At 38.5% G+C, this 24,023-nt stretch carries 26 protein-coding genes; 9 read left to right on the forward strand and 17 right to left on the reverse strand.

The window, feature by feature from the left end; all coding sequences use genetic code 11:
• Positions 1–65 precede the first annotated feature (65 nt).
• Positions 66–599: a ribosome hibernation-promoting factor, HPF/YfiA family gene (hpf, locus tag MLC35_RS09650; protein ID WP_151899583.1), complete on the forward strand. Its 534-nt coding sequence runs from the start codon at positions 66–68 to the stop codon at positions 597–599.
• Positions 600–737: 138 nt separating this feature from the next.
• Here hpf and recG read toward each other — a convergent pair whose 3' ends face one another.
• The 8 genes from recG to MLC35_RS09690 form a co-directional block, all read right to left on the reverse strand.
• Positions 738–2,549, reverse strand: coding sequence for an ATP-dependent DNA helicase RecG (gene recG / locus MLC35_RS09655; protein ID WP_434636752.1), 1,812 nt, complete (start codon positions 2,547–2,549; stop codon positions 738–740).
• A gap of 73 nt (positions 2,550–2,622) precedes the next feature.
• Complete coding sequence (glyQ, locus tag MLC35_RS09660; protein ID WP_434636754.1) at positions 2,623–3,507, reverse strand: glycine--tRNA ligase subunit alpha; 885 nt, start codon at positions 3,505–3,507, stop codon at positions 2,623–2,625.
• A 46-nt stretch (positions 3,508–3,553) separates the two neighbouring features.
• Positions 3,554–4,351, reverse strand: a complete 798-nt coding sequence (locus MLC35_RS09665; RefSeq protein WP_434636756.1) for a hypothetical protein — start codon at positions 4,349–4,351, stop codon at positions 3,554–3,556.
• Positions 4,352–4,360: 9 nt separating this feature from the next.
• The gene (locus MLC35_RS09670; RefSeq protein ID WP_434636758.1) at positions 4,361–5,218 is read right to left on the reverse strand and encodes a damage-control phosphatase ARMT1 family protein; all 858 of its coding nucleotides are present in this window, start codon (positions 5,216–5,218) and stop codon (positions 4,361–4,363) included.
• Positions 5,215–5,694 carry a DUF3972 domain-containing protein gene (locus MLC35_RS09675; RefSeq protein ID WP_434636760.1) on the reverse strand — a complete coding sequence of 160 codons (480 nt, stop codon included), beginning with the start codon at positions 5,692–5,694 and terminating at the stop codon, positions 5,215–5,217. The genes MLC35_RS09670 and MLC35_RS09675 overlap by 4 nt, the downstream gene beginning before the upstream one ends.
• 24 nt (positions 5,695–5,718) lie before the next feature.
• A complete protein-coding gene (gene purE / locus MLC35_RS09680; protein WP_151899578.1) occupies positions 5,719–6,216 on the reverse strand; it encodes a 5-(carboxyamino)imidazole ribonucleotide mutase in 498 nt (165 codons plus the stop codon).
• A gap of 36 nt (positions 6,217–6,252) precedes the next feature.
• Positions 6,253–7,545 carry a peptidase U32 family protein gene (locus tag MLC35_RS09685; RefSeq protein ID WP_151899577.1) on the reverse strand — a complete coding sequence of 431 codons (1,293 nt, stop codon included), beginning with the start codon at positions 7,543–7,545 and terminating at the stop codon, positions 6,253–6,255.
• Positions 7,542–8,231: a chemotaxis protein gene (locus tag MLC35_RS09690; protein WP_434580314.1), complete on the reverse strand. Its 690-nt coding sequence runs from the start codon at positions 8,229–8,231 to the stop codon at positions 7,542–7,544. Before MLC35_RS09690 ends, MLC35_RS09685 begins: the two co-directional genes overlap by 4 nt.
• 73 nt (positions 8,232–8,304) lie before the next feature.
• Here MLC35_RS09690 and MLC35_RS09695 point away from each other — a divergent pair, with 73 nt between their 5' ends.
• Positions 8,305–9,084 carry a histidinol-phosphatase HisJ family protein gene (locus MLC35_RS09695; protein ID WP_434636763.1) on the forward strand — a complete coding sequence of 260 codons (780 nt, stop codon included), beginning with the start codon at positions 8,305–8,307 and terminating at the stop codon, positions 9,082–9,084.
• Here the strand turns inward: MLC35_RS09695 and MLC35_RS09700 are convergent.
• A complete protein-coding gene (locus tag MLC35_RS09700) occupies positions 9,081–9,524 on the reverse strand; it encodes a globin (RefSeq protein WP_434636765.1) in 444 nt (147 codons plus the stop codon). The two genes, MLC35_RS09695 and MLC35_RS09700, sit on opposite strands and share 4 nt — an antisense overlap.
• 132 nt (positions 9,525–9,656) lie before the next feature.
• Between MLC35_RS09700 and trxA the strand changes: the two genes are divergently transcribed.
• The 7 genes from trxA to dapB all read left to right on the forward strand — a co-directional run bounded on the left by trxA (position 9,657) and on the right by dapB (position 14,138).
• Positions 9,657–9,977 carry a thioredoxin gene (gene trxA / locus MLC35_RS09705; RefSeq protein WP_434636767.1) on the forward strand — a complete coding sequence of 107 codons (321 nt, stop codon included), beginning with the start codon at positions 9,657–9,659 and terminating at the stop codon, positions 9,975–9,977.
• Between the two features lie 86 nt (positions 9,978–10,063).
• Positions 10,064–10,477: a hypothetical protein gene (locus tag MLC35_RS09710; protein ID WP_230973293.1), complete on the forward strand. Its 414-nt coding sequence runs from the start codon at positions 10,064–10,066 to the stop codon at positions 10,475–10,477.
• Positions 10,474–11,415 carry a thioredoxin-disulfide reductase gene (gene trxB, locus MLC35_RS09715; protein ID WP_346389607.1) on the forward strand — a complete coding sequence of 314 codons (942 nt, stop codon included), beginning with the start codon at positions 10,474–10,476 and terminating at the stop codon, positions 11,413–11,415. The genes MLC35_RS09710 and trxB overlap by 4 nt, the downstream gene beginning before the upstream one ends.
• A gap of 10 nt (positions 11,416–11,425) precedes the next feature.
• A complete protein-coding gene (locus MLC35_RS09720; RefSeq protein WP_346389608.1) occupies positions 11,426–11,866 on the forward strand; it encodes a hemerythrin domain-containing protein in 441 nt (146 codons plus the stop codon).
• A complete protein-coding gene (locus tag MLC35_RS09725) occupies positions 11,856–12,080 on the forward strand; it encodes a hypothetical protein (RefSeq protein ID WP_346389609.1) in 225 nt (74 codons plus the stop codon). The genes MLC35_RS09720 and MLC35_RS09725 overlap by 11 nt, the downstream gene beginning before the upstream one ends.
• Positions 12,080–13,333: a hypothetical protein gene (locus MLC35_RS09730; protein ID WP_434636770.1), complete on the forward strand. Its 1,254-nt coding sequence runs from the start codon at positions 12,080–12,082 to the stop codon at positions 13,331–13,333. The genes MLC35_RS09725 and MLC35_RS09730 overlap by 1 nt, the downstream gene beginning before the upstream one ends.
• 37 nt (positions 13,334–13,370) lie before the next feature.
• Positions 13,371–14,138, forward strand: coding sequence for a 4-hydroxy-tetrahydrodipicolinate reductase (gene dapB / locus MLC35_RS09735; protein WP_151899567.1), 768 nt, complete (start codon positions 13,371–13,373; stop codon positions 14,136–14,138).
• Position 14,139: 1 nt separating this feature from the next.
• Here the strand turns inward: dapB and MLC35_RS09740 are convergent, their stop codons facing one another.
• From MLC35_RS09740 to nuoH, 8 genes are read right to left on the reverse strand one after another with little or no spacing between them, the layout of a single operon-like run.
• Positions 14,140–16,494 carry a tetratricopeptide repeat protein gene (locus MLC35_RS09740; protein ID WP_434636772.1) on the reverse strand — a complete coding sequence of 785 codons (2,355 nt, stop codon included), beginning with the start codon at positions 16,492–16,494 and terminating at the stop codon, positions 14,140–14,142.
• A 32-nt stretch (positions 16,495–16,526) separates the two neighbouring features.
• Entirely contained in the window at positions 16,527–18,035 is a 1,509-nt protein-coding gene (gene nuoN / locus MLC35_RS09745) for an NADH-quinone oxidoreductase subunit NuoN (protein ID WP_434636774.1), read from the reverse strand.
• Positions 18,035–19,594 (reverse strand): NADH-quinone oxidoreductase subunit M, encoded by a 1,560-nt coding sequence (locus MLC35_RS09750; protein ID WP_151899564.1) that lies wholly within the window; start codon positions 19,592–19,594, stop codon positions 18,035–18,037. The genes nuoN and MLC35_RS09750 overlap by 1 nt, the downstream gene beginning before the upstream one ends.
• A gap of 3 nt (positions 19,595–19,597) precedes the next feature.
• Positions 19,598–21,517 carry an NADH-quinone oxidoreductase subunit L gene (gene nuoL, locus MLC35_RS09755; protein ID WP_151899563.1) on the reverse strand — a complete coding sequence of 640 codons (1,920 nt, stop codon included), beginning with the start codon at positions 21,515–21,517 and terminating at the stop codon, positions 19,598–19,600.
• Between the two features lie 3 nt (positions 21,518–21,520).
• Positions 21,521–21,829 (reverse strand): NADH-quinone oxidoreductase subunit NuoK, encoded by a 309-nt coding sequence (nuoK, locus tag MLC35_RS09760; RefSeq protein WP_151899562.1) that lies wholly within the window; start codon positions 21,827–21,829, stop codon positions 21,521–21,523.
• The gene (locus MLC35_RS09765) at positions 21,826–22,392 is read right to left on the reverse strand and encodes an NADH-quinone oxidoreductase subunit J (protein ID WP_434636776.1); all 567 of its coding nucleotides are present in this window, start codon (positions 22,390–22,392) and stop codon (positions 21,826–21,828) included. The genes nuoK and MLC35_RS09765 overlap by 4 nt, the downstream gene beginning before the upstream one ends.
• A 12-nt stretch (positions 22,393–22,404) precedes the next feature.
• Complete coding sequence (nuoI, locus tag MLC35_RS09770; protein ID WP_346389614.1) at positions 22,405–23,022, reverse strand: NADH-quinone oxidoreductase subunit NuoI; 618 nt, start codon at positions 23,020–23,022, stop codon at positions 22,405–22,407.
• Between the two features lie 11 nt (positions 23,023–23,033).
• Positions 23,034–24,023, reverse strand: coding sequence for an NADH-quinone oxidoreductase subunit NuoH (nuoH, locus tag MLC35_RS09775; RefSeq protein WP_151899559.1), 990 nt, complete (start codon positions 24,021–24,023; stop codon positions 23,034–23,036).

Here is a 24,023-nt window from a genome sequence, read left to right on the forward strand (position 1 = left end):
CGTACTTTTTATTAAACTTTTTAATGGTATAATTTTTTTCCAATAGAATAAAAAAGGATTTAATCATGAATATCAGCATGACAGGAAGAAATGTAGAACTTACTGATGCTTTAAAAGAGCATATTTCAGCTTCTATCGAAACACTAAAAAAATTTAATTTAGATATTATTTCGGTAAATGTTGTTGTCTCTACACAGACAAAAAAGGGCAAAGAACACGCTATTGTTGAGTTTGTCATCAATCTTGCACATAAAAATACTATAGTAATCAAGCAAAATGATGAGGATGCCTATGCTGCTATTGACCTTGCAACCAACAGAGCACAAAAATCACTCCGTCGTCTCCATGACAAAGTAACAGACCATCAAAAAGTCGGTTTAAATGAAGTCAAAGCGGAAGAAGTCGATGTAAAAGCTGCTGCAGAAGCAATGGAAGATGAAATCATTCCGGTAGAACTTGAACTCTACAAGCCTCGTGAAGTCGAAGATGTTTTAGAAGATCTTAAAAACAGTGATAAAACATTTGAAATCTTTTTAGACAATGAAAACAAAACACGTGTTCTTTTTAAAATGGGGAACAAAAAATTCGGGCTCTATTAAACCCGAAACCCGTACTTTCAAGCGCGGGCTTTGAATAACAAAGAAGTTGTTACAGCCGGCACTGAAGTACCGGTTCCAGGGGTTTTCGGAACCCGTACTTCAGTGCGGGCTTTGTGTCTTTAAAGACTAATACCCAGGTTAACACTTAGGTTTAGAAACAGCTTTTAAATCTTTTTTTACCATTTTAACTATTTCTTCATCTTGCGCAAAATCCACCCATTTAAACCGGCTCCCGCTTTGTACAATTCCTTTGAGCAGATCACCACTCTTTCGAAACTTCAAATCCAAATTTGCTATATCAAATCCGCTTTTGGTATGTATAAATTCATCTAAACGCTCAGACTTTTTTTTGTTTGTATATAAAAAGCAGTAGCCTTTTAAACCGGTACGGCTCACCCTTCCACGAAGCTGATGCAGTGTTGAGAGCCCCAAACGCTCTGCTCCAACTATTACTACCGTACTCAGACGAGGCAAAGATATACCCACTTCTACAACTGTAGTCGCTATCAATATGTCGCCTTTTTCTCTAAAATCAAGCAGTACCTGCTCTTTGTCTTTGTCTTTTCCATGGGTCACATAAACATTCTTAAAATTTTTCTCCCAGTAGCCCCGTGCCTCGTCTATACTCTGATAATCAAAAGCTTCACTCTGCTCCACCAAAGGGTAGACAAGTAAAACCTGATTGTTTTTTGCAATTTCCGCCTTTACATGTAAGAGCAATGCTTGAAAATCATTTCTGTGAATGACTTTTGAACAAATATCTTTTGTAAAAGGCGTAGTAGTAATGAGGCTGACATCTATATGTGCACTCTCAATCATCGCCTGTGTTCTTGGAATCGGAGTGGCTGAAAACTGTATAAAATGCGGTTTTAATGCCTGTTCTGTCACCAATTTTTCAAGCATATTTCTTTGTAGAGTTCCAAAACGATGCTGTTCATCCACCATAATCAGTGAAGCCTGCGGCAATTCTCGATACAGAAGCGCATGCGTTCCTATGATAAAGTCATAAGGACTCAAGTCTGTTTTTTTTGTTTTATTTGTTACAAGTGCAGCTTTGAGTTGAGGAAGGTATTTTTGTGCCTCTTCAAAGAGCTGATTTGCCAAAATCGTTGTCGGAGCCATTAAGACAGATCGGTTTGGCATATTCATATAGGCAGCTGCCAGAATCACCATTGTTTTACCGCTCCCCACATCCCCGACAACCATCCGTTTTGCCGCTACATCTTTTTTCAAATCCTGATAAATATCTTCTATAGCTTTCAACTGCTCTTCTGTCAGCACAAAAGGGAGCGTTTTACTCCATGGCGTATACTCTTGTGCCTGTGAAGAGAGTGATTCAAAATAACGCCTTTTTCCAGCTAACATCTGCATATAGGAAAAAAGTTCCGTGTATTTTAATGCTTTGCGTGTTTTTTCACTGTACTCTTTATTTTGTAAAAATTCATCTGTTGGAAAATGGAGTGCTAACAGCTCCTCGGCAATATCTTCACGCAGCTTTACATGTAACAGGTTTTCTTTTGTAAGACAATTCTGTACAAGCCGTTGCATAACATCGCTTCTGAGTACCGTTTTATATTTTGGAGTAATCATCCCCACTTTAGAGACTTTTTTTGGCATACTCATACTGCAGTGCCCCTGCTTGCAGTCTATAACACCGTAATAACAATCCCTCTCTCCTACTTTAAACTGATGTAACATGTAAGGTTTGGGGCGAAAAAGCACTCCCTGAACAGTATGCCCGAGATTGTGTGCAAAAAAAGTAATTTGAATAGAATTTGGGGCTTTATAGACAGACTCAACCGTCGCATCTATGAGCTGTGCTTTTTGCGGAAGTAATTTTTCATGAAGTCTGTAATCTTCATAGGTATGAGGCACCAGCAAGGCAAGTTCCAAAACAGAATTAATTCCAAGCTTACGAAACTTTGCCTCTTCATCCTTTGATAAATTCATAATTTCCCTTTTCAAACTAAATTATAAAGAAAAAGAAAAAAACTTTTATAAAATATGACAAATTGAAATAAAATTAAGTATTTACTCTTTTAATACGTTCCTCTTCCTGTTCTTTATAGAGTTCTGCGCACCCTTTTGAAAGTTCTCGAATTTTTAAAATATAGTTTTGTCTTTCTGTTTGTGAAATTGCTTTTCTTGCGTCTAAAACATTAAACGTATTTGATGCCATCATACATAAATCATAGGCAGGTAAAGGCAAACCGGCCTCAAGTGTGCGTAAACACTCTTTGCTTTTGGCGTTAAAATCAGCAAAAAGCATTTCTGTATCGGCTACTTCAAAGTTGTATTTTGAAAACTCGATTTCACTCTCTTTGTGCACATCTTTATAGAGCGTTTGACTTCCATCAGGAGCAATATTCCACACGATGTCAAAGACCGTATCAACGCCTTGCAAGTACATTGCCAGACGCTCCGTTCCGTATGTAATTTCAACCGCAACCGGATCACACTCAATCCCGCCGACCTGTTGAAAATAGGTAAACTGCGTCACTTCCATACCGTTAAGCCATACTTCCCAGCCAAGTCCCCATGCACCGAGTGTCGGAGACTCCCAGTTGTCCTCTATAAAACGAATGTCATGTTTTGCCAGGTCAAGTCCCAGATACTCCAAAGACTGCAGATACAACTCTTGAATATTATCCGGCGAAGGTTTTATAAGTGCCTGAAACTGGTAATAGGAACCTAGACGGTTGGGATTTTCTCCGTATCTTCCGTCTGTCGGACGGCGAGAGGGAGCGACATACGCCGTTGCCCAGGGCGTAGAATCGAGTGAGCGCAAAAATGTAGCAGGGTGAAAAGTCCCTGCTCCGGCAGGAATATCGTAAGGCTGTACAATATTGCACCCCTGTTTCATCCAGAATTCTTGTAATTTGAGTAACATTTCGCTAAAAGTAATCATTTTTTGCCTTCAATTTGTTTTTGCTATTATAGCCAAAGAGACTTTTTTAGTATTTAAAAACAATTCCAAATTTAATGTATTCGTTATATGCTTTACTTTCCGGTTCCAAATACCCTGTGCCTGTATTATCATATACAACATTAGATTCCTCTATTTTTTGATACTGATATGTATATGCAGCATATAAAGAAAATTTTTGTGTAATTGCATATTTTATAGGCAGTGTAAACTCCATAATATTTGCAGAACCTAGCTTAAAATCATCACTAATACCTGTAGCACTCATTCTAGGTCCTAACCCATATTGAAACTCAAATTTCGGGGCAATTCTCAAATCATAATATATATAAGAAAATGAAACACTTGGTCGAAGAGAAAACCATGTATAGTCTTCTATTTGTTGAACTGACAGCTTCCTGCGCCAAAATCTGTACCCAACACCTAGAGAGATAGTAGTTGTAAAGGAAGATCTATCTTCATATGTGTGTGCAAAATCTATTTCCATATCATAAATTTGATTTGAAGTTATACTTACTAAACTTCCATATCCAAGGTTAGAACCAATGTATGCACCCTTGTATTCTGTATTGCCACCTACAGCCATGATATTTATTGATACCGTATCAAAATCTTGTGAAGTTTCTGTTTGCTTTATATATTTATATTGAATTTCTAGACCTTTTAAATCTGCAAAATCTGATTCTTCACTATCCAAAAAAACTCCATTTTCGGACTCTTTATAATCCATACTCATACCAACAATATTTATGGCATATTCATAACTTACTTTTGCAAATACCGCTGAACTAACTAACAGCATACCTATCGTCAGTTTTTTTAACATTTTGATTCCTTATACAAGTTTACAAACTATATCACCGACTTCTTTGCCTAATGAGTTGGCAACAACATTGCATTTTACTTTGAGCAAAAAACAGATATTATCTCTGTGGCTTGGACTGAGACATTCATAATTTCCCATGCCTTTGCTTATTATCAGATCTGCTTCATCAAAAAGCTTTTGTGCCTCTTTTGCAGCACGTTCGTAAACAAATCCCGGAGTATTGACACCGCTGTCAACCAGATTGCAGAGTTTCTCAAAGCCGGCTTCTTTTGCCTCTTTACATGTAACGTCATTGATTATAGGATTACCCCGTACCATATAAGTACATGTAAGTTTTGGATAGAGTTCCTGTAAAGTCTCTATAAACAAATAGTCAAAAATATGTTCGCCGACATTATCACCAAGAATTACAATGTTTTTTGCAGTTTGCAATACTTTTGCAAACGCTTCAAAATCATTATGAGAAAATTCTGTATGAAAAATTTTCTCAAGTTCTTCCTGCAAATCAAATTCTACCTGAGCAGCCAAATCTATAACATTGCCTGCTACAGCAATTTTTGTGGCTGTCAAAAGTTTGTCATTACATGTAAAGAGTTTTTCTTTTAAAAACGGAATAAAGGACAGGGCTTTTTTTGTTGAGAGTTCTTTGACCTCATCATACAGATCTTTTTTATCTGCAATCTCTGACATTTTTTCATACACATCTGCAGCAATTTCCGGAGGAGTTTTTGAAAAAGAAAAATCTTTACTCATGCTTTCCACAGTTGTTCTGAGTCTGTTTTTTAAAGTTTCATCTGCACCAATTGCATCAGCGACTTTCACACTTTGGTTAATGATACATCCGACACATTCATTATCTATGGTCATGCTTTTCCAGTATGTTCATCAATAGCCTTGTTCCACATAAGTTTATATTTGCGGCGCATAAATTCAACTTCCTGCTGTGAGAGTTTGAGCTGTTCTTGCAGAGTATGTATGGTTTTTCTGTCTTCATCATACAGTTCCTGCAAAGAAGCCAATGCTTCACGTAAAAACTCATTTTCCACCCGGACGGCTTCGAGTGTTTCATCTTTTGCATCCAAAACTTTTTCATGCAGATTGATGATAGTCCCGATGGTTTTTTCAACGAACTCAGGCTGAACAAGCATTTCATGGGTGTTTTTTTTCGCAAGTTCCTTAAGTTTGGCAGGCACAACGGCTTCTGTCGCACCTTTTGACGGATCAATGTAACGAATGCCGTCTTCAATTTTTACATTTAATTTGCCCCTCTCAATCAAATCTTCAATAGAAGTTATATCCAATCCCGTCAGTTGACTGTATTCCTCATCACTCATCCACTTCATTGCCAAACCTCTCTTTTGCTGTAGCTATTTTATAATAGTTTCTATCTCTAAAGAATCCATCTCTACTTTTTTTGCTTTTGCAATACGGTCTTCTTTGAGTTTTATACTGAGTTCTTCATTGTCAAGTGCGAGTATCTGCATAGCCAGATATGCCGAATTAATAGCCCCTGCCTTGCCTATGGCAACAGTAGCAACAGGCATACCTGCAGGCATTTGCACAGTTGAGAGCAGTGCATCTATGCCTGCCAGTGCAGATGCTGACATCGGTACGCCTATTATAGGTTTGATGGTTTTTGAACTTAATACACCTGCAAGATGGGCAGCCATGCCTGCTGCAGCTATAAAGACCTGCGCACCTTTCTTTTCAGCTTCTTCTATGTACTCTTTTGTACGCTCAGGGGAACGATGCGCTGATGAGATAACCATCTCATAACTGACTCCAAATGCCTCTAATGTGTCAGAACACGATCTCATTACTTCATAATCACTTTTTGAGCCTATTACTATAGATACAAACTTCATATTATTTTACCTTTCTTTTAATTTTAACACTCTGCATTATTTTTTTGGAGCTGTATTCATATCTGCACTCGCCGGTATTCTAAAGAATGTATAGGGCGGAAATTTTGTCGGCAACTCTATAGGGTTGACATTGCCGCTGTGAATTTCTTCCCAGATTTTTCCGTTTTGTGCTTTAAGCTGTTTGAGTTTCATAAAAAATTTCCCGTCTCTTTCATATGTCGAGCCTATATCGTTATCAACCTTTTCCACTTCACTGCCCAAAGGAAAAACGACTTCCATCTCATCACCGGGAAATGTTTTGTATTTACATAAAAAATGTGTGCCCTCGGCATTGACAACACCGCTGACCTGATGCGTGCCAAGCTGCATGGTGAAGTCCAGGCTCTGGGTATCATGTCTTTCAAATGGACGAGAGACAAGATAGGCATCCGTATATCCTCGGTTTTGCAGAGACTGCAGTTCATACTGGTACCGTTCACTGTCAATCTTTCCTGCATAATAGTCATCTATTGCCATTCTGTATGCTTTTGCCGTAGTGGCTGCATAATATGCTGTTTTTGTACGTCCTTCTATTTTTATGGAATCCACAGCACCGCTGTCTAAAATCTCTTGTATGTGTGAAGCCAAATTCAGATCTTTTGAATTCATAATGTAGGTACCGACACCCGGGTCCTCTTCAAGCTTGAAAAGCGTACCTGTTTCCGGATTTGCCGCATATATTTCATAAGGAAATCTGCAGTCATTGGCACAGCTTCCGCGATTTGGCACACGCCCGCTTTGCAGGGTTGAGATCAGACAGCGCCCGCTGTAGGCAAAGCACATAGAACCGTGCACAAAAACTTCTAGTTCCAAATCAGGCAAAGCCGCTTTAATCTCTTTTAAGTCACGCAGAGAAATTTCTCGTGCAGTAATAATGCGTGTCGCACCCATTTCATGGTAAATCTGTGCATCAAGCACATTCATAACATTTGCCTGTGTTGAGAGATGCAGAGGCATATCGGGCACCAGATCATGGCACAGTTTCAACACACCCGGTGTCGCTACGATGAAAGCATCGGGCCCCAGTTCACCCATTTTCACAATATGTTTTTTCAGTAAATCAAGCTGGGAATTAAATGGAAATCCGTTTATTGTTGCATAGACTTTTTTTCCGCGTTCATGAGCATATTTGATACCCTCTTCAAAATCTTCAAAACTAAACTCTTTTCCGGAGCGAATACGCAGTGAGAAATGACTGACTCCGCCATATACGGCATCTGCACCAAAATCTAGTGCAATTTTTAATTTTTCCAAGGTTCCTGCGGGGGAAAGCAATTCTACTTTATTCATTGTTTTGAAAACTGTTCCAAAAGCGCTTCTATGTCATCTGTAGAAGCCAGCTCGTTGTGCGTGTCTCCCGCAATGTGTATGGCGGAAGAGACACGTTTGTCATCATCAATTTTACCCTCAAAGAGCGTATTCATATACTTTGACAATGCACGCATGACATTGATAACCCGCTCAATTTTCTGTCTGTGAATATCCTGGTACTGCATGATATCCATAACACTCATGATAGCATCTCCGCTCTCTTGCAAAACTTCTATGACACCGTTGATTTCATTCAGAGCTGTTTCATTTTTTTCCAGCTGTGTTTGGAAGGTTTGCACATCAGGGAATTTTTCACACAATTTTGTAAACAATTCTATATTTGAATGAAGAATTTCACTTACTGTATTGAGACTTTCTTCTTTTTCCATCAAATTGCTGCTGATATTGTCAATAATATCAAAAATCTCACTCGCTTTTTCTTCACTCTCTTTGGTAACATCGTCAAGCTGATGCACCATTTTGTTTTCATTTGTCGCAGGAAGCGGAAGTTCGGCTGCTTCAATGCCTGCTGTTATCGGGTCTTTGGAAGATTCATCTTCCTTGTCCTGCGAATTTTCATCATCTTGGGTATGCTCATCCTCTTCAGACATATCATCCATATCCACACCACCGCTCATTAAGGCGTCCAGTTCTTCTTGCGTCATAAACAGTCTCCGTAATTGAATAATTTATTAATTCACACTATAATAGCATAAATTATATAATACGAGAACAAATATGAAAGTAGACCTCCATAACCATACACCATTGTGTAACCATGCCCAGGGCACAATAGACGAGTATATCAATGCTGCCATCAGGAACAATACGAAAATATTTGGCTTTTCCGACCATGCGCCTATGGACTTTGATCCAAAATACAGAATGTCATTTTCAGAGATGCAAAAATATGAAAAAGACATTCTCGATGCAAAGAAAAAGTATGCCGATACGATTACTGTTTTACTTGGCTATGAAGTTGACTACCTTGAGGGGCATATGGACAAAAGAGTGCTCAATGCCGATGTTGACTACCTCATTGGTTCTGTACATTTTATAGACGAATGGGGTTTCGACAATCCGGAGTTTATAGGAGAGTACCAGAATGAAGATATCAATCTGATATGGCAGAAATATTTCAATGCTGTCGAGGCTATGGCCAACAGTAGACTATTTGACATTGTCGGACATCTGGACCTTATAAAAGTATTTAAATTTATGCCGACGCAAGACATCAAAGAGATAGCAAAAAATGCTTTGCATGCCATAAAAAATGCCGACATGGTGTTGGAAATCAATGCAGCCGGCTACAGAAAACCCGTCGGAGAGGCATATCCTTCAAGAGAACTTTTAAAAGAAGCCTTCAAACTGGGTATTCCTGTTACTTTCAGCTCTGACGCCCACAAACCCGAACAGGTGGCTATGTTTGACAAAGAAGTCACACAGCTTGCCAAAGATATCGGCTATTCAGAGTGTGCTTACTTTATAAACAGAGAGCGAAGGTTTTTACAGTTTTAGCTTTTCGTATTCACCACCCACATAGAAAAAAGATCCAAATAGTTCCAAAAAGATTCTATATATCTGGGAGAAATACCTTCTTCTGCAAGCGCATTCAAAAGCGGAATGTAAAGTTCCAGCCAGACTCTTCGCGCATTTTCATCTATGCGGAAGGGTGCATGACGCCCAACCATTTGATGCTCTCCCCTGCTTTGTGTAAAATAATCAGGACCACCTGAAATTTCTATCAAAAAATCAGCTGCATGTTTTTGTGCCTCTGCAAAATCATCATCATCAAATACAGGAAATAAAAAAGCAATATCACTGCTCTTGATGGATTCATAATGCTCAAACACCAGTTTTCTAAACCTTTCTTCTCCCACTTCATCAAAAAAACCCGGATGAGGCTTTGCCACAGGAGGTCGTACATCAATTTTTCCAGCTGTAATTTCTAACTTCAAAACTTTTTTCCTTTACATGTAGTTCATTATAGAGAATTATACAAATTATTGCTATAACTAAATTTAAAGTTTGGATTAATGATAGCACTTGTATAATACTTTTATAACAAACAAAATAAAAAGGATTTACTAATGGGTAAATATATAGAACTAACTGGTGCAAATTTTGAAGCAACTCTTGCAGAGGGTGTATCTCTGGTAGACTTTTGGGCGCCATGGTGTGGGCCGTGTCGTATGATTGCTCCTGTTATTGAAGAATTGGCGGAAGATTATGACGGAAAAGCTAAGATCTGTAAAGTCAATACTGATGAAGAGCAGGATATTGCTGTAAAATTCGGTATTCGTTCAATCCCTACTATTATGTTTTTCAAAGACGGTGAAATGGTAGACCAAATCGTAGGCGCACAGTCAAAACAGGCTCTTGCAGAAAAACTTGACGCTCTTTTAGCGTAATTTCAAGGACTTCAAAAGTGGCCGGAAAGGGAGGCAAAAGCCTCTTTTCTCTTTCCACTCTTCTAGCATCTTTCTTTGGTGCTGCAATGATAGCAGGTGCTTTTGCCTATTTCAACTACAAATTTTCAGAGTATAAGTTTATTAATTTTAAAGAGTTCGTTTATTATGAAAAAAATGATGTTTTCACGCCAGTAAGTGAAGAGTATATCGTCATTTTTTATTCTTCAAGAGATAAACACACAATGAACAGACTTGCAAATTTAGATTTAAACCTGCCGATACTTGCCATTGACTACTATAACAGGGTCCGGGAAAACACAAAAACAACTACTTTTTTAAGAAGTGGGACCAACACATCTTTAAAATTCATACAGCGCTTCAATATCTACAACTCACCATCTATTTTTTTCATAAAGAGAATAAAAGATTCCCTTTATAAGCAAAATAGTATGATACGTAAGCTTGACAATTTAGACCAATTAGAGGAGATAAAATCATGACTTTAGACTGTGCAATTATAGGTGGGGGACCGGCGGGTCTTACTGCAGGACTATACACTACACGCGGCGGACTTGAAAATGTTACAATGTTTGAAAAAGGTATGCCTGGCGGGCAGATTACACAGAGTTCCGAAATAGAAAACTATCCGGGTGTAACAGGTGAGATAACCGGAATGGATCTGATGATGCCATGGCCCGAGCAGTGTCAAAAATTTGGACTCAAACATGATATGGCAGAAGTAAACCGTATAACAAAAGATGGCGATCTCTTTCATGTACTCAAATCAGACGGAACAAGCATTGAGGCACACAGTGTTATTGTTTGTACCGGTTCCTCTCCCCGCCGTGCAGGTTTCAGGGGAGAAGACGAATTTTTTGGCAAAGGGGTCAGTACCTGTGCAACCTGTGACGGATTTTTTTACAAAGGAAAAGAAGTGGCAGTGATAGGAGGTGGAGACACTGCTCTTGAAGAAGCCTTATACCTTGCAAAAATATGCACAAAAGTCTATCTTGTTCACAGACGCGACAGCTTTCGTGCAGCACCAAATACAGTAAAAAGAGTCAAAGAAAATGAAAAAATAGAACTTGTACTCAACTCTGTTCCTGATGAAGTTTATGGCGATGCAAGCGGAGTAAACGGATTGAAAGTCAAAGACAAAGATGGAAATATAAAAGATATACAGGTTCCCGGTGTTTTTGTGTTTGTGGGGAACAATGTCAATAATCAGACACTTATCCAAGAAGACGGAACTTATCTGTGTGATGTGAATGAGCAGGGACAGGTTATTGTAACCTTAAGCATGAAAACTTCTGTTCCTGGACTGTTCGCTGCGGGTGACATACGGATAGAAGCACCGAAACAGGTTGTTTCAGCAGCCGGAGACGGCGCTGTTGCTGCGCTTTCTGCCATTTCATATGTTGATGAATTACTAAATTAGGAGTACCGATATGACTATAAAAGATTTTATGACAAGTAAACACAGAGAGTGTGATCATCTTTTGACGCAGGCAGAAGATTTTCTTGAAAGCGGAGAGTTTGACGAAGCTCTTTCCAAATATTCAGCCTTTAAAAATGAAACTCTCCTGCATTTCACAATGGAAGAGGAGTATCTTTTTCCTATGCTTGAAGAAAAATCAGGGATGGGAAGTATGGGACCGACAAATGTTATGCGAATGGAGCATGCACAGGCAAAATCACTCTTTGAAAAAATGGATGAAGCCTATAATGCCAAAGACAAAGAAAGAGCTTTTTCTCTTGGAGAATCCATGAATATTCTCCTGCAACAGCACAATCTCAAAGAAGAGCAGATGCTCTATACCATGATGAACAGTGCCCTGGCAGAAAATGCAGAAGAAATCGTTCAAAAACTACAAAACTATGAAAACTAAAAAAGAGATTATTCTGGATGTCAGTGAGCTTGAAGCGCCCTACCCTCTGGTAGAAGCCATCAATGCTCTTAATATTTTACAGGATGATGAAGTGCTGATATTTCGCCATCGGATGAACCCTCAAATGCTTTTTCAAAACATTTTGTCCCTTGGTTTGCAATATGAAATTACGAAAGAAAATGAAAATGAGTTTGAAATGAGGATCTATAAATAATGTTTCAAGGTCTGAGTCTTGAACAGGCACCCCCTTATGCAATTCCAATAAAATTTTATCTCAGTGGTGCCTTTTATCTTATACTTCTTTCAGTAGCCATTGTAATCTACGGATTTTCTATAGGTTCACGGTTTGATTATGAAGTTATTGCTTTGACACATCTGCTGACTCTGGGTTTTATCACACATGTCATGTTCGGCTCACTCTTTCAAATGTTGCCTGTTATGCTGGCAACACCCTATACAAATGTCATAAAAAATGCAACAATCGTTCACATTGCTTTAAATGCCGGAATTCTGAGTTTTGTTGTTGGATTTCTCACAAATACGCCACTCTTGCTCTATCTTGCAGGAACATTGCTGAGCGGAACCTTTTTCTATTTTGCAATACTCTCTTTTAAAACAGTTTTGCTCAGCCAGGAAAAAAACACGCTGGTACAAAATTTTGCAGCTTCTTTTATAGCTCTTTTTGCAGCAGCTCTGTTTGGAGCTTTGGCACTGCTTGGACATTTTGGATTTGTTGACACATTGCGTTATGGAAACACTCATATTGCTTTTATGCTTTTTGGCTGGGTCTTTTTACTTATAGTCTCCGTATCATATAAAATTATTCCTATGTTTTTTGTTGCAAAAGAGTTTCCGATATTTTTACAAAAAAGACTCTATCCTGCACAACTTGTATTTTTACTTTTATTTGCATATGCACAACTTCAAGAAAAAATGCTGCTTCTCACTTTAACACAGATACTGCTTTGCGTACCAGTCATCATTTTTGCTCTGTTGAGTATACAAATTTTACGAAAAAGAAAACGAGCAAGAAAAGATGCCAGCATCCAGCTTTGGTATTTTGCCATGGGCAATGCTGTTCTTGCGTCTCTCCTTTTTACAGGTGCAAATCTTTTACATGTAAACCTTTCTTTTGCTATTGGGTTTTTTACTCTCTTTGGCGCTGTATATGCCCTAATCAATGCAATGCTTTATAAAATCATCCCTTTTTTGACCTGGTTTCATTTAAGTTCAAATATGGTTTTTGATGCGGAAATGGGCAATGTAATACCAAAAAAAAAGATGCAGTATCAGATCAATTTGTACTATCTTTCCTTTTTTCTTTTTCTTTTTACGGCTTATTCGCGTATTTTTTTAATACCCGCTGCTATACTCTTTTTCTTTTCGTCCCTGCTGCTCCTGCTCAATATACTCAAAGCGCAAAAGTATTACAATGAGTATATGAAAAAGAAAGTAGTATTTGAGTAATATTTTGCTATTATAAGAAAAAAAATGAGGATATATTATGATAAAAGTAGGCGTATTCGGTGCGAGCGGTAGAGTTGGCAGACTTTTAATAGAAGATTTAAAAACAACAGATGAAATGAGTTTGAGTACAGTATTTGTCAGAAATTCACTTGATTTTTCCATAGATCCTTCAGTTCTGGTTACTTCTGATATGCAGGCATTTTTGCATGCGGCTGATATTATTATAGATTTCTCACTACCGGATGCCTGTGAGATACTTCTCGAAGAGGCAATGAAAACTCCCAAACCGTTAGTCATCGGAACAACAGGACTCAATACACATCAACTCAATCTTTTAAAAGAGGCAAGTGAGCGCATGCCAGTTCTTTATGCCACAAATATGTCCCTGGGTGTAGCACTTCTGAACAAACTTGTTTATCAGGCTTCAGCAGCCCTTGAGGGATTTGATATAGAAATTGTAGAAATGCATCACAGACACAAAAAAGATGCGCCAAGCGGTACTGCATTGACACTCAGCCAGTCAGCAGCAGCCGCAAGAGGATTGGATCTTGACAAAGTACGCATCAGCGGCAGAGACGGGAACATCGGCGAAAGAAGCAAAGATGAAATAGCAGTTATGGCTCTGCGTGGCGGTGATATTGTGGGCCGTCATACTGTCGGCTTTTACAATGACGGAGAATTTATAGAACTCAACCATACAGCAACTTCAAGAAATACTTTTTCCAAAGGTGCCCTTCGTGCCGGAAAATGGCTTGCAGACAAAGAAGCCGGTCTCTACAGCATCAGTGATTGTTTGGAACTTTAATTTAAAGTTCCAATGCACTTTTTGCCAGTTTGGCCCAGGAAGATTTTGGGTCAGCGGCTATTGCTTCCTTATATGCTTTTTTCGCAGCATCATCTCTCCATAATTTATCAAGTACACTGCCTAAAAGATATTTTTGCCGCGCACGTAATGTAGGCTTTAGTCCCAGTTTATCCAATGATTTTATAACTTCCAAAGCCTTGTTGTACTCTTTTTTATCCATATATGCCTGGTACAGTGCAAATTCCACATAAGGACTCTGCGCATAGGAATTTGATTTGTTCTGTATCTGCATTACTTTTTTTGCATATTTTATTATCAAATTGTCATCATGTCGTTCGTTTCCGAGTGTTACCATTGCAACATAACGTTCTATATCTTTATAGTCGAGGCCAAAGATTTCTTCGATTTTTGCCATTGCATCAATCATCTTCTCTTTTTGCTCTAATCTTTCATATGTATCAAACAGATATCTGTAAACCTCTTTGTATTTTGAATTTTTGTCATCTTCTATCAAAGTAATTAAATCTTTGGCTGCATCCAGTACATCACTGTAATTTCCCGTAGCAAAATCAACTTTTATGTAGCGAAAAAGCCATTTTTTTCGCTTATCCAAATCTTTGGACTTTAAATTTTTACGTGCTATACTTTTTGAAAGCTGAAAATCTCCGCCTTTCATCGCACATTCATATATACCGTCATCCCATTTATCCGAAAGCGTAATGTTATATTCATTTGATATGATTAAAACCTGTTTACAGTTTTTCTTACGCAGAGACTGTTTCATCTCTCCGATAGCAGCATCCTGTATAATTTTTTGGATATCTTTATACTCTGTCCCATCCAGAGATTCCAGGGATTTTTTTAAAGAGAGCACCTCTTTGTATTTTCCCTCTTTTAAAAGTAATTTTGCTTTTTCATACAGTGCACGTTTGCCTATAGTATCGTTTTGATACTCTTGAATAAGCTTGTCAAATTCTGCCAGTTTTGCTGTTGTATTTAAATCAGAAACTTCAAAAAAGAGTGCGTCTTTGGCAACCTGAACAGCATCCACATAGTCTCCGTCAGGAAATTTTTTCAAATATTCATTGAGAGCGGCCAAAGCCTTTTTCTTCTCTTTTGTTTGGGCAAGCCATAAAGCTTTGTTTTTAAGCAACTCTTCATATTCATCATATGTGGCATCAATCTCCTGCAGCAAAGTATCGGCTATAGCTGCAGCAACTTTATAATACCCCTGATTTGCAAATTCCTCCATCATCTTTTGTGATGCTTTAAAATCTTCCATAAAAAAGCCAGGATCTGCCTGAATAATTTTCATCGCATACTGCGAAGCCTCTTTTGGCTTGTAAGAAAGATACAAAGAGGCTAAATGGTATGCGGCATTTGCTGCCACCTCTAAATCTTTCGTCTCATACAATGCTTTTTTATAATACTTTAGCGCTTGTTTTGTACCACCTGACTCTTCAAGCATCTCTCCCTTGTATATATATCCCAGTTGTGTAAATTTACTTTTTGGATGTTCTGTAAACAATCGGTCATAAAAGTAATCAGCATTTGAATTTTCACCGAGTTTGGCATATGCTTTTGCTACCAGGGAAAGGACCTCTGCAACATTCTCATCAGAAGAGTATTCTCTTAAAAACTCTTTTGCTACACTTACTACATTATCCCAGTCTTTTATTTTTGCATACACTTTAATTTTATAATAGAGCAGCTCTGCTTTAAAAAGCGTATTTGGATAATCATTCAATATGTCATTTATACTTTCAAGACACATTTCATACTCTTTGTGTTTATAATACTTTTTTATTTTCAAGTACTCTTTCACATCTTCTACATTTTTGATATATACCGGGTTTCCCTGCAGGTCCAGACTTCCTACATACGGCAGTTTGTCTTTGTCAAGGTAAAAAGGAAAATCCAATGCAAGTGAAGAGGCTTCCTCCTGCTTAAACAAAGGAAATGTTTTTTTGTACCCTAGAACACTCCAATGGTCTGAATATGTTACATTTGCATTAAAAACTTCATTGTCTTTTGTGAGATCAAATATTTCCGGAATCAATTTTATTTTGTAAAAGGGCTTGATTGTAACAATAAATTTTTCATCTTTAAAAACTGTATTTACTTTAAAAAAATCATTTTGAATATGCTTGAGTTTTCGCACTGGTCTTTTTAAAAAAATACATTGAATTTCCAAAACTGTATCAAGATCGTTTTTAATCTCTTTACATGTAAAGCGTTCAGTGTTTCGAATGTCAAGTGTAGAGTATTTTATGAAGTTGTCCTTTGCACTCTCTATGGAAATTTCAAGTGCAAAAGAATTTGTAAGAACAAAGGCCAGGAGTATCCATTTTAGCAAATTTTCTCCCCCTTGTTTAAGATTTTAGACTATTAATATCCACTGTTATATACAAAAGCTGTAATAAACTCTAGAAGCGGGTTTATAGCAACAAAAGCAAATATGGTTCCTACTGCTGCTATACCGATAATAGTTTTGAGCGCCAATGTCGCATTGGCAACATATATCTGTCCGCTCGCACCGACAACCGGTTCTTTCATAAACATATATACAATAAGTTTTAAATAGTAATACCCTGCTATTGCTGAGTTTAGTGCCATAATAAGTGCAAGGATTGTATAACCGCTTGTTACCGCAGAGCTGATCAGATAGATTTTACCCCAAAACAGTGCAAACGGAGGGATTCCTGCCAAGCTCAGCATAAAAAGTCCCATAATCATTGCCGGTACCGGTGCGGTTTTAATCATCCCCGCAAATTTGTCATACGAGTGGTCTGACATTTGATGTTCCGGTAAGCTTTTTTGACGGGAGATCCATAGCATTGAGAACGACCCGAGGTTTGTGAATGTAAACAGAACCCAGTATAAAAAGAGTGCGCTGTTTGCCTGTGTCGTTCCTATTAAAATAGCAGCCATCACAAAACCTGCATGCGAAATTGAACTGTATGCCAGCATACGTTTTACATCTGTTTGCACCAGTGCCCACATATTTGCCACTGTCATCGTAATAATAACAAAGGCATATAAAACAATATCAAGCCATACGATACCGCTGTGGACTAAAAATTCAAAAAATCTCATAGCCACGACAAAAGCAGCTATTTTTGGTACGATTGACATATAACCGGCCATTGGTGCAGAAGATCCTTCATACACATCAGGTGCCCATGTATGAAATGGAATAAGTGATAATTTAAAAGCAAAGGCTGCCAGCATAAACGAAACACCTACAAGGACATATCCGATGTCAGCATACCCGTTTGCAGCAAGAACCAAGGCAATTTTATTAATTTCTACCGAACCCGTCAATGCATAAAAGACCATGGCACCAAAACTGAAGAAACCTGCGGCCAAGGCACCCATTGTAAAGTATTTCACAGCAGCTTCAAAAGATTTGTCACGGTTATGCATAGCTATGAGCGTGTACAATGCCAAAGATGCTGTTTCCAAACCGACAAATATCAAGATCAGATTATCTGTAGCAACCATAAACTGGAAACCTGCAATCATAAACAAAAAGAGTGCAAAAAACTCAGGATAGGAAAACTCATGAAAGCGTTTGTTTGTCAAAGCCAACGGAATAAAGAGCATTGATGCTATAACGATAATAAACTGAGCCAACAAAGCCAGACCGTCTATCAGCATTACATCAAACATACCAAGTACTGTACCGTTTTGGGTGAAAATCTCTGAGGCATCAAGCAAAGAGAAAAAGTCCATTGCCAAAAAGAGCAGGCTCAGTACGACGTAGAGTGATTTGTGAAGCCCACCCTTGATAACATCAATCACTAAGATTAACAATGCACCTACTACCGGTATCAGCATAGGCGCCAGAGTCATTACATTTAACGACTCCATTGAAATATTTATCGGCGCTAACATTAGTGAACCTCCTCTATAATAGTTTTTTCTATAATTACAACTTTAGGTTTCACTAAATTTGGAATTCTTTCTTTACCTAATTCTGTTGTAGCTTTATTGTGCATTAACTGTACAATTGATTTCACACTGTTGTTAATCGGTTCCAACACAGGTTTGGGATATATACCCAGCCATATGGTAATTACTCCAAGTGGCAGGAGGGCAACCCATTCTCTTTTATTGACATCTTTAAGATTTTTATTCTCTTCTTTTGTTACCTCACCAAAAAACATTTTTTTGTATGCTGCCAACATATAGATGGCACCGACAATAATCGCTGTTCCGGCTAAAAGTGTCAAAATGTGAGACTGTTGGTAAAATCCGAGAAGCGACAAGAACTCACCTACAAAGTTGATTGTCAAAGGCATTCCTACAGAAGCCATTAACATGAGACCAAATATTGTTGCATATCTTGGCATCACCTGTGCCAAGCCGCCAAATTCACTCATCATCTTCGTATGGCGTCTGTCATAAATAACACCTACGAGCAGGAACAGAGCTCCCGAAACAACACCGTGTGCTATCATTAAAAAGATTGATCCCGAGATACCTTCCACATTCAGTGCGAATGTTCCCAGAATAATCACACCCATATGCGAGATCGATGAATATGCAACAACCTGCTTGATGTCTTTTTGCGCATAGGCAACCATAGCAGTATACACAATCATAATAATTGCGATGATTGCGATTGGAACCATAAAAAATGCCGAAGCATCCGGAAACATTGGTAAAGAAAAACGAATGAACGCGTATGTTCCCATCTTTAACAGAATTGCTGCAAGGATAACAGAACCGATAGTCGGTGCCTGTCCGTGCGCATACGGTAACCATGTGTGAAACGGAAACATCGGTACTTTAATAGCAAAACCGATAAAAAATGCTGCAAAAAGCCAAAGCTGGAAAGACTCTGGTAAAATCAGTCTGTACCAGTCTAAAATAGCGAAACTCCAGACACCTGTTGCCTGATAGTAAAAATATGCCATAAAAAGCATACCGACAAGCATCACAAGCGAACCTGTAAAAGTATACAGGAAAAATTTAACAGAGGCATATATTCGCAACGGTCCGCCCCATGCACCGATGATATAAAGCATAGGTACAAGCGAAAGTTCCCAAAAAATGTAAAAGACTATTGCATCAAGTGCCACAAAAACACCGACCATTGTCATTTGTAAAAACAACAATGTAATAATCATATATTTTACATTAGGCGTATCTGTTAAACTGGCTATTCCTATCATAGTAAAAAAAGCTGCAAGAATAACAATAAACAAAGATATACCATCCACTCCAAGTATATAATTGATTCCAAAAGAAGGAACAAGCGGCAGGCTCTCCATAAACTGCATTCCGGACACATTGCCATCAAATACATACCACAGCCACAGTGAAAGTGCAAACTCTATAGCAGCGACAGAGATACCGTATGCACGCATACTCTCTTTTTGTATCATAAAACCAAATACGGCTGCGAGTGCCGGAAAGAAAATTAATAACGATAAAATATGATCTAACATATACTAAACTCCTAGAGCTGATAAGAATAGTACAATCTCATCAGAATATCTTGCTGCAAGCCCAAACACCACAGCGAGTGAGAGCAGACCAACTAAACCTGCTACCATCCATTTAAGCATAGTAGATAAGTTACCACTTTGCATTTTCCTAGTTTTCTTACCGGTACCATACACAATACCTGCAATCCCGTCAACAGTAGCATCCACAATTTTCATATCTACTTTTGTCCAGAAAAGTTCAGAAGCCTCTCTGTACGGTTTTACAAGGTACTCTTCGTAAAAATATGGAATATAGTACTGATTAAACAGCAGTTTATAGATAAATGAATTTTCTATCGGACTTGTGCCATCCGGAACACTGCTCCATGAAGCATATTTTTTATATGCATACAAAATAGCAAGTGCTACAAAAAGCTGCGTACCGACCAACATAATCCATAGTGTTGTATGGGAATGGATATGATACTCATGCGCACGTAAAATTTCTTCGATCATGCCAAAGAACGGTTCTTGAAAAATTCCGGCTATCATAGCAAGAATAAGCAACGGACTCATTGCAATCAGCATAAATCTATAGGCTTCATGCGGATGAATACCAAATATCTTGTAACGCTCTTCACCGTGAAAGATCAGTGCCACAAGTCTAAATGAATAAAATGCTGTCAGACCTGCCGTAAAGAGCAGTACACCGTAAATCACAAAGTGATGCTCAGCAAATGCCGCTTCAAGAATCGTATCTTTGGAAAAGAATCCTGCAAAAGGAAAGATTCCCGCCAAAGCCAATGAGGCAATTGTCATCATAATCCATGTCCACTTCATTACTTTTTTCAGTCCACCCATCTTAAACGGATCAAGTTCATCATGCATCGCATGCATTACATTTCCCGCACCAAGGAACAACAGTGCTTTAAAGAACGCATGTGCCATTAAGTGAAAAAGTGCAACCCAGTAAGCACCAAGACCAGCTGCGGCAAACATATACCCTAACTGAGAAAGTGTAGAGTAGGCAATGATTCTTTTCATGTCACGATTCACAAGGGCCATAGAAGCTGCAAACAATGCCACAAATGCACCAAGTGAAGCAATAAACAATCCGACATGAGGAATCAAACTGTAAAGCTCATTCGAACGCACTACAAGATAAACACCCGCTGTAACCATTGTTGCCGCATGAATAAGAGCCGATACAGGAGTAGGCCCTTCCATCGCATCTGCAAGCCATGTATGCAGAGGAAACTGTGCTGATTTACCCATTGCACCGATAAATAAAAATATACCTATCCATGTCAATGTGGCAGTATCCAGCAATGGCATAACGGCAAATGCTTCATCATACTGCAGTGTACCTGTATTCCAATAGACTAAAAAGATACCGATAAGCATACCAAGGTCGGCGATACGGTTCATGATAAACGCTTCATTGGCTGCCCATGTGGCAATTTGTTTATGATACCAAAAACCGATAAGACCCCATGAACACAGACCAACACCTTCCCAGCCTATAAAAAGTCCTGCGAAGTTGTCACTCATGACAAGAACCATCATTGAAAACACAAATGCTGACAGCCATGCGAAGAAACGGTTAAAACCTTTGTCATGATCCATGTAACCGATAGAGTAAATATGTACGATAGTTGAAACCAAGGTAACAACCATCATCATAGTTACCGAAATCTGATCAACAACAAAACCAAAAGGAATATAAAGGTCTCCGGTTGCCATCCATGTCATCATCTCTACATGTACAGGCTCTCCGCCTTTGAGTATATAAATCAACAGGACTGTACTTGCTGCAAATGATGTCAATATCATAAGACTGGCAACAATACCCGTAAACAGTTTCTTTGGTGTCGCTGTAAACAACGCTGAAAACAAAGAACTTACAAGCGGAGCAAAGAGTGCTATGTATAAATATTTTTCCATTCTTTATCCTTTCATCGCTGTTAACGCATCTAAGTCAATTGAACTGTGGCGTTTATACCATACTATCAGAAGTCCAAGACCGACTGCAACTTCTGAAGCTGCAATAGCAATTACGAAAAATGCAAACATCTGACCAGTCAAATCGCCATAATAATGCGAAATTGCTGCAAAAGCAACATTCACAGCATTTAAGAGTATTTCGGTTGCAAAAAACAGTAAAAGAAGGTTTTTTCTACGCATAACACCTACTAAACCAATAGCAAATAAAATAGTAGATAAAACAAGATAATGATTTAAACCTATTTCCATCATGAAAGTACCTTTGTGTTATTTTGTTCTTCAATTTCAGCATCATTCATCAGTGTAATTGAAAGATCCATTTTCTTCCCTGCAAGGACGATACCAGCCACCATTGCAACAAGCAGCATAATTGCAGCCACTTCAAATGGTACTAGATATTTTGTAAATAAAATCAGTCCTACTTCTTGAGTATTGCCTACTCCTTCAATTGCCGGATAAAGAGCAACAATATTTTCAGATACCATCGGCGCTGCAAAAATAACAACTATCAGAACTGCTGCCAGTGTTGAGAGTCCGACAATGATGTATTTGTTCCCCTGTTTCTCTTTAACTTCTCTTGTTGTGTCAAAAAACATCATACCAAAAGCATATAAAGCCATTACTGCACCAGTGTAAACAATTATTTGCACTGCACCTAAAAAATCAGCACCCAGAATAAAGAAAAATGCTGATATGAAAATCATTCCCGCTGCCAATGCACTTAATGCATATAACGCCTGTGATGTTGTTACTGTGATGAAAAACATCGTTATCGTCAGAAATGCAAACAAGTAAAATGCTACCGCTTCAAACATAATCCAAACTCCTTAATATGCTAGAGGTGTTTTTTTAACACGCTCATCTTCATGTGGTGTAATCGCACCAAAACCTTCAAACTCCATTTGAGTTCCGGCTTTCATTTTGTCAAGTGGCGTCAACATATACGCATAGTCAACAAAATGCTCACGCTGTTCTGATGCCTGTTCATACTCTCCGCCATGAGTAATAGCAAGTTCAGGACAAACTTCCGCACAGTAACCGCAAAAAATACAACGCCCTAAATTAATTGTATATTCGGTTACTTCTTTTCGTGAATTCTCATCTATCTTTGTATCCATACGAATACAGTCAGATATACAGATTTTTTCACAAAGTCCACATCCGATACAACGTTCAGTATCACTTTCCCAAAGTCTTTTCATTTCATGCACGGCACGATAACGAGGACCTATAGGCAGTTTCTCCTGCGGATACTGTACCGTATGAATATCAAACTTGATCATTTCACGAAGCACTACCCATAAACCTACAAAAAGTTCGGCTCTGAAAGTTCTTTTTACGACACGTTTAAATTTACCCCAACCATCAGTAGGATAATCTTCAATATCAACTAAAAAGTAACCGTTGTCAGCTACATTTCTATCATTAAATTGTTCCATTTTCATTCATTATCCCCTTAAAACATCATCACAAAGCCGGTGATTACAACATTAATCACGGCCAATGGCATTAGTACTTTCCAACACAACCACATCAACTGATCCGGTCTTACATCCGGCCAGGCAGCTCTTGTCCACAAAAAGAAGAAAAAGAAAAATGCCACTTTTCCTATCAGCCCCAATGCGCCAAGCATACTTCCGTCACCGTATCCGCCTAAAAAGATAAGAGGAATCACAAAGGAGATAAAGAACATATTTGCATACTCGCCAATGAAGAAAAGACCCCATCTCATTCCAGAGTACTCTGTTCCAAAACCGTCAATAATTTCATGGTCATTTGCTATCAGGTGAAACGGCGTACGTCCGGTTTCAGCAAAAGCCGCGATCCAAAATAAAACAAAGGCTACAGGCTGAGACCATATAATCCAGTCACTGATACCGCCTGCCTGATAATTGTTAAAATCAATCAGAGACAAAGAACCCACCATCATAATCGGCGCCAGAATAGCTAAACCGCTGACAACTTCATAAGAGATGAAAACAGCTGCCGTACGTGCTGCTGAAAGCAGGGAAAATTTATTTGCCGAAGCCATACCACCAAGCAAAGGTCCGTAAAGTCCGACTGCCATTACACCCAGAATATATAAAATACCGATATTCAAATCAGCTACAATAGGGTGTACTGTATAACCGAACACTGTGAATTGTGGAAAAAACGGAATCGCTGCTGCTGCCATAAATGCAGTTGCCGCAGTAATTACAGGTGCAATTTTAAATACCGGACCCACTACGTTTGTAGGAATAATATCTTCTTTTGTAAAAAGTTTTATACCGTCTGCTGCCACCTGCAACAACCCGTATGGTCCGACATACATCGGCCCTAAACGACGTTGCATAAATGCAAGTATCTTCCGCTCAAAATATGTACCGATACCTGCCAATGCAGAAAATATAAGTAGAATTACAACGACTTTTATGATCGTTTCAATTAAATATGCTGTATCCAT

Source organism: Sulfurimonas sp. NW7, from assembly GCF_051132265.1.
In the GTDB taxonomy this organism is placed as follows: Bacteria; Campylobacterota; Campylobacteria; order Campylobacterales; family Sulfurimonadaceae; genus Sulfurimonas; species Sulfurimonas hydrogeniphila.

Bases quoted from the DNA above. Each gene is read 5' to 3' on its own strand.
- nuoL (WP_151899563.1), bottom strand. From the start codon at position 21,517: ATGGAAAAATATTTATACATAGCACTCTTTGCTCCGCTTGTAAGTTCT.
- nuoH (WP_151899559.1), bottom strand. From the start codon at position 24,023: ATGGATACAGCATATTTAATTGAAACGATCATAAAAGTCGTTGTAATT.
- glyQ (WP_434636754.1), bottom strand. From the start codon at position 3,507: ATGATTACTTTTAGCGAAATGTTACTCAAATTACAAGAATTCTGGATG.
- MLC35_RS09675 (WP_434636760.1), bottom strand. From the start codon at position 5,694: ATGAAGTGGATGAGTGATGAGGAATACAGTCAACTGACGGGATTGGAT.
- trxB (WP_346389607.1), top strand. From the start codon at position 10,474: ATGACTTTAGACTGTGCAATTATAGGTGGGGGACCGGCGGGTCTTACT.
- MLC35_RS09670 (WP_434636758.1), bottom strand. From the start codon at position 5,218: ATGACCATAGATAATGAATGTGTCGGATGTATCATTAACCAAAGTGTG.
- purE (WP_151899578.1), bottom strand. From the start codon at position 6,216: ATGAAGTTTGTATCTATAGTAATAGGCTCAAAAAGTGATTATGAAGTA.
- MLC35_RS09765 (WP_434636776.1), bottom strand. From the start codon at position 22,392: ATGTTTGAAGCGGTAGCATTTTACTTGTTTGCATTTCTGACGATAACG.
- MLC35_RS09690 (WP_434580314.1), bottom strand. From the start codon at position 8,231: ATGACGCAAGAAGAACTGGACGCCTTAATGAGCGGTGGTGTGGATATG.
- trxA (WP_434636767.1), top strand. From the start codon at position 9,657: ATGGGTAAATATATAGAACTAACTGGTGCAAATTTTGAAGCAACTCTT.
- nuoK (WP_151899562.1), bottom strand. From the start codon at position 21,829: ATGATGGAAATAGGTTTAAATCATTATCTTGTTTTATCTACTATTTTA.
- MLC35_RS09685 (WP_151899577.1), bottom strand. From the start codon at position 7,545: ATGAATAAAGTAGAATTGCTTTCCCCCGCAGGAACCTTGGAAAAATTA.
- MLC35_RS09720 (WP_346389608.1), top strand. From the start codon at position 11,426: ATGACTATAAAAGATTTTATGACAAGTAAACACAGAGAGTGTGATCAT.
- dapB (WP_151899567.1), top strand. From the start codon at position 13,371: ATGATAAAAGTAGGCGTATTCGGTGCGAGCGGTAGAGTTGGCAGACTT.
- MLC35_RS09665 (WP_434636756.1), bottom strand. From the start codon at position 4,351: ATGTTAAAAAAACTGACGATAGGTATGCTGTTAGTTAGTTCAGCGGTA.
- MLC35_RS09725 (WP_346389609.1), top strand. From the start codon at position 11,856: ATGAAAACTAAAAAAGAGATTATTCTGGATGTCAGTGAGCTTGAAGCG.
- MLC35_RS09695 (WP_434636763.1), top strand. From the start codon at position 8,305: ATGAAAGTAGACCTCCATAACCATACACCATTGTGTAACCATGCCCAG.
- nuoN (WP_434636774.1), bottom strand. From the start codon at position 18,035: ATGTTAGCGCCGATAAATATTTCAATGGAGTCGTTAAATGTAATGACT.
- MLC35_RS09730 (WP_434636770.1), top strand. From the start codon at position 12,080: ATGTTTCAAGGTCTGAGTCTTGAACAGGCACCCCCTTATGCAATTCCA.
- recG (WP_434636752.1), bottom strand. From the start codon at position 2,549: ATGAATTTATCAAAGGATGAAGAGGCAAAGTTTCGTAAGCTTGGAATT.
- hpf (WP_151899583.1), top strand. From the start codon at position 66: ATGAATATCAGCATGACAGGAAGAAATGTAGAACTTACTGATGCTTTA.
- nuoI (WP_346389614.1), bottom strand. From the start codon at position 23,022: ATGAAAATGGAACAATTTAATGATAGAAATGTAGCTGACAACGGTTAC.
- MLC35_RS09710 (WP_230973293.1), top strand. From the start codon at position 10,064: ATGATAGCAGGTGCTTTTGCCTATTTCAACTACAAATTTTCAGAGTAT.
- MLC35_RS09750 (WP_151899564.1), bottom strand. From the start codon at position 19,594: ATGTTAGATCATATTTTATCGTTATTAATTTTCTTTCCGGCACTCGCA.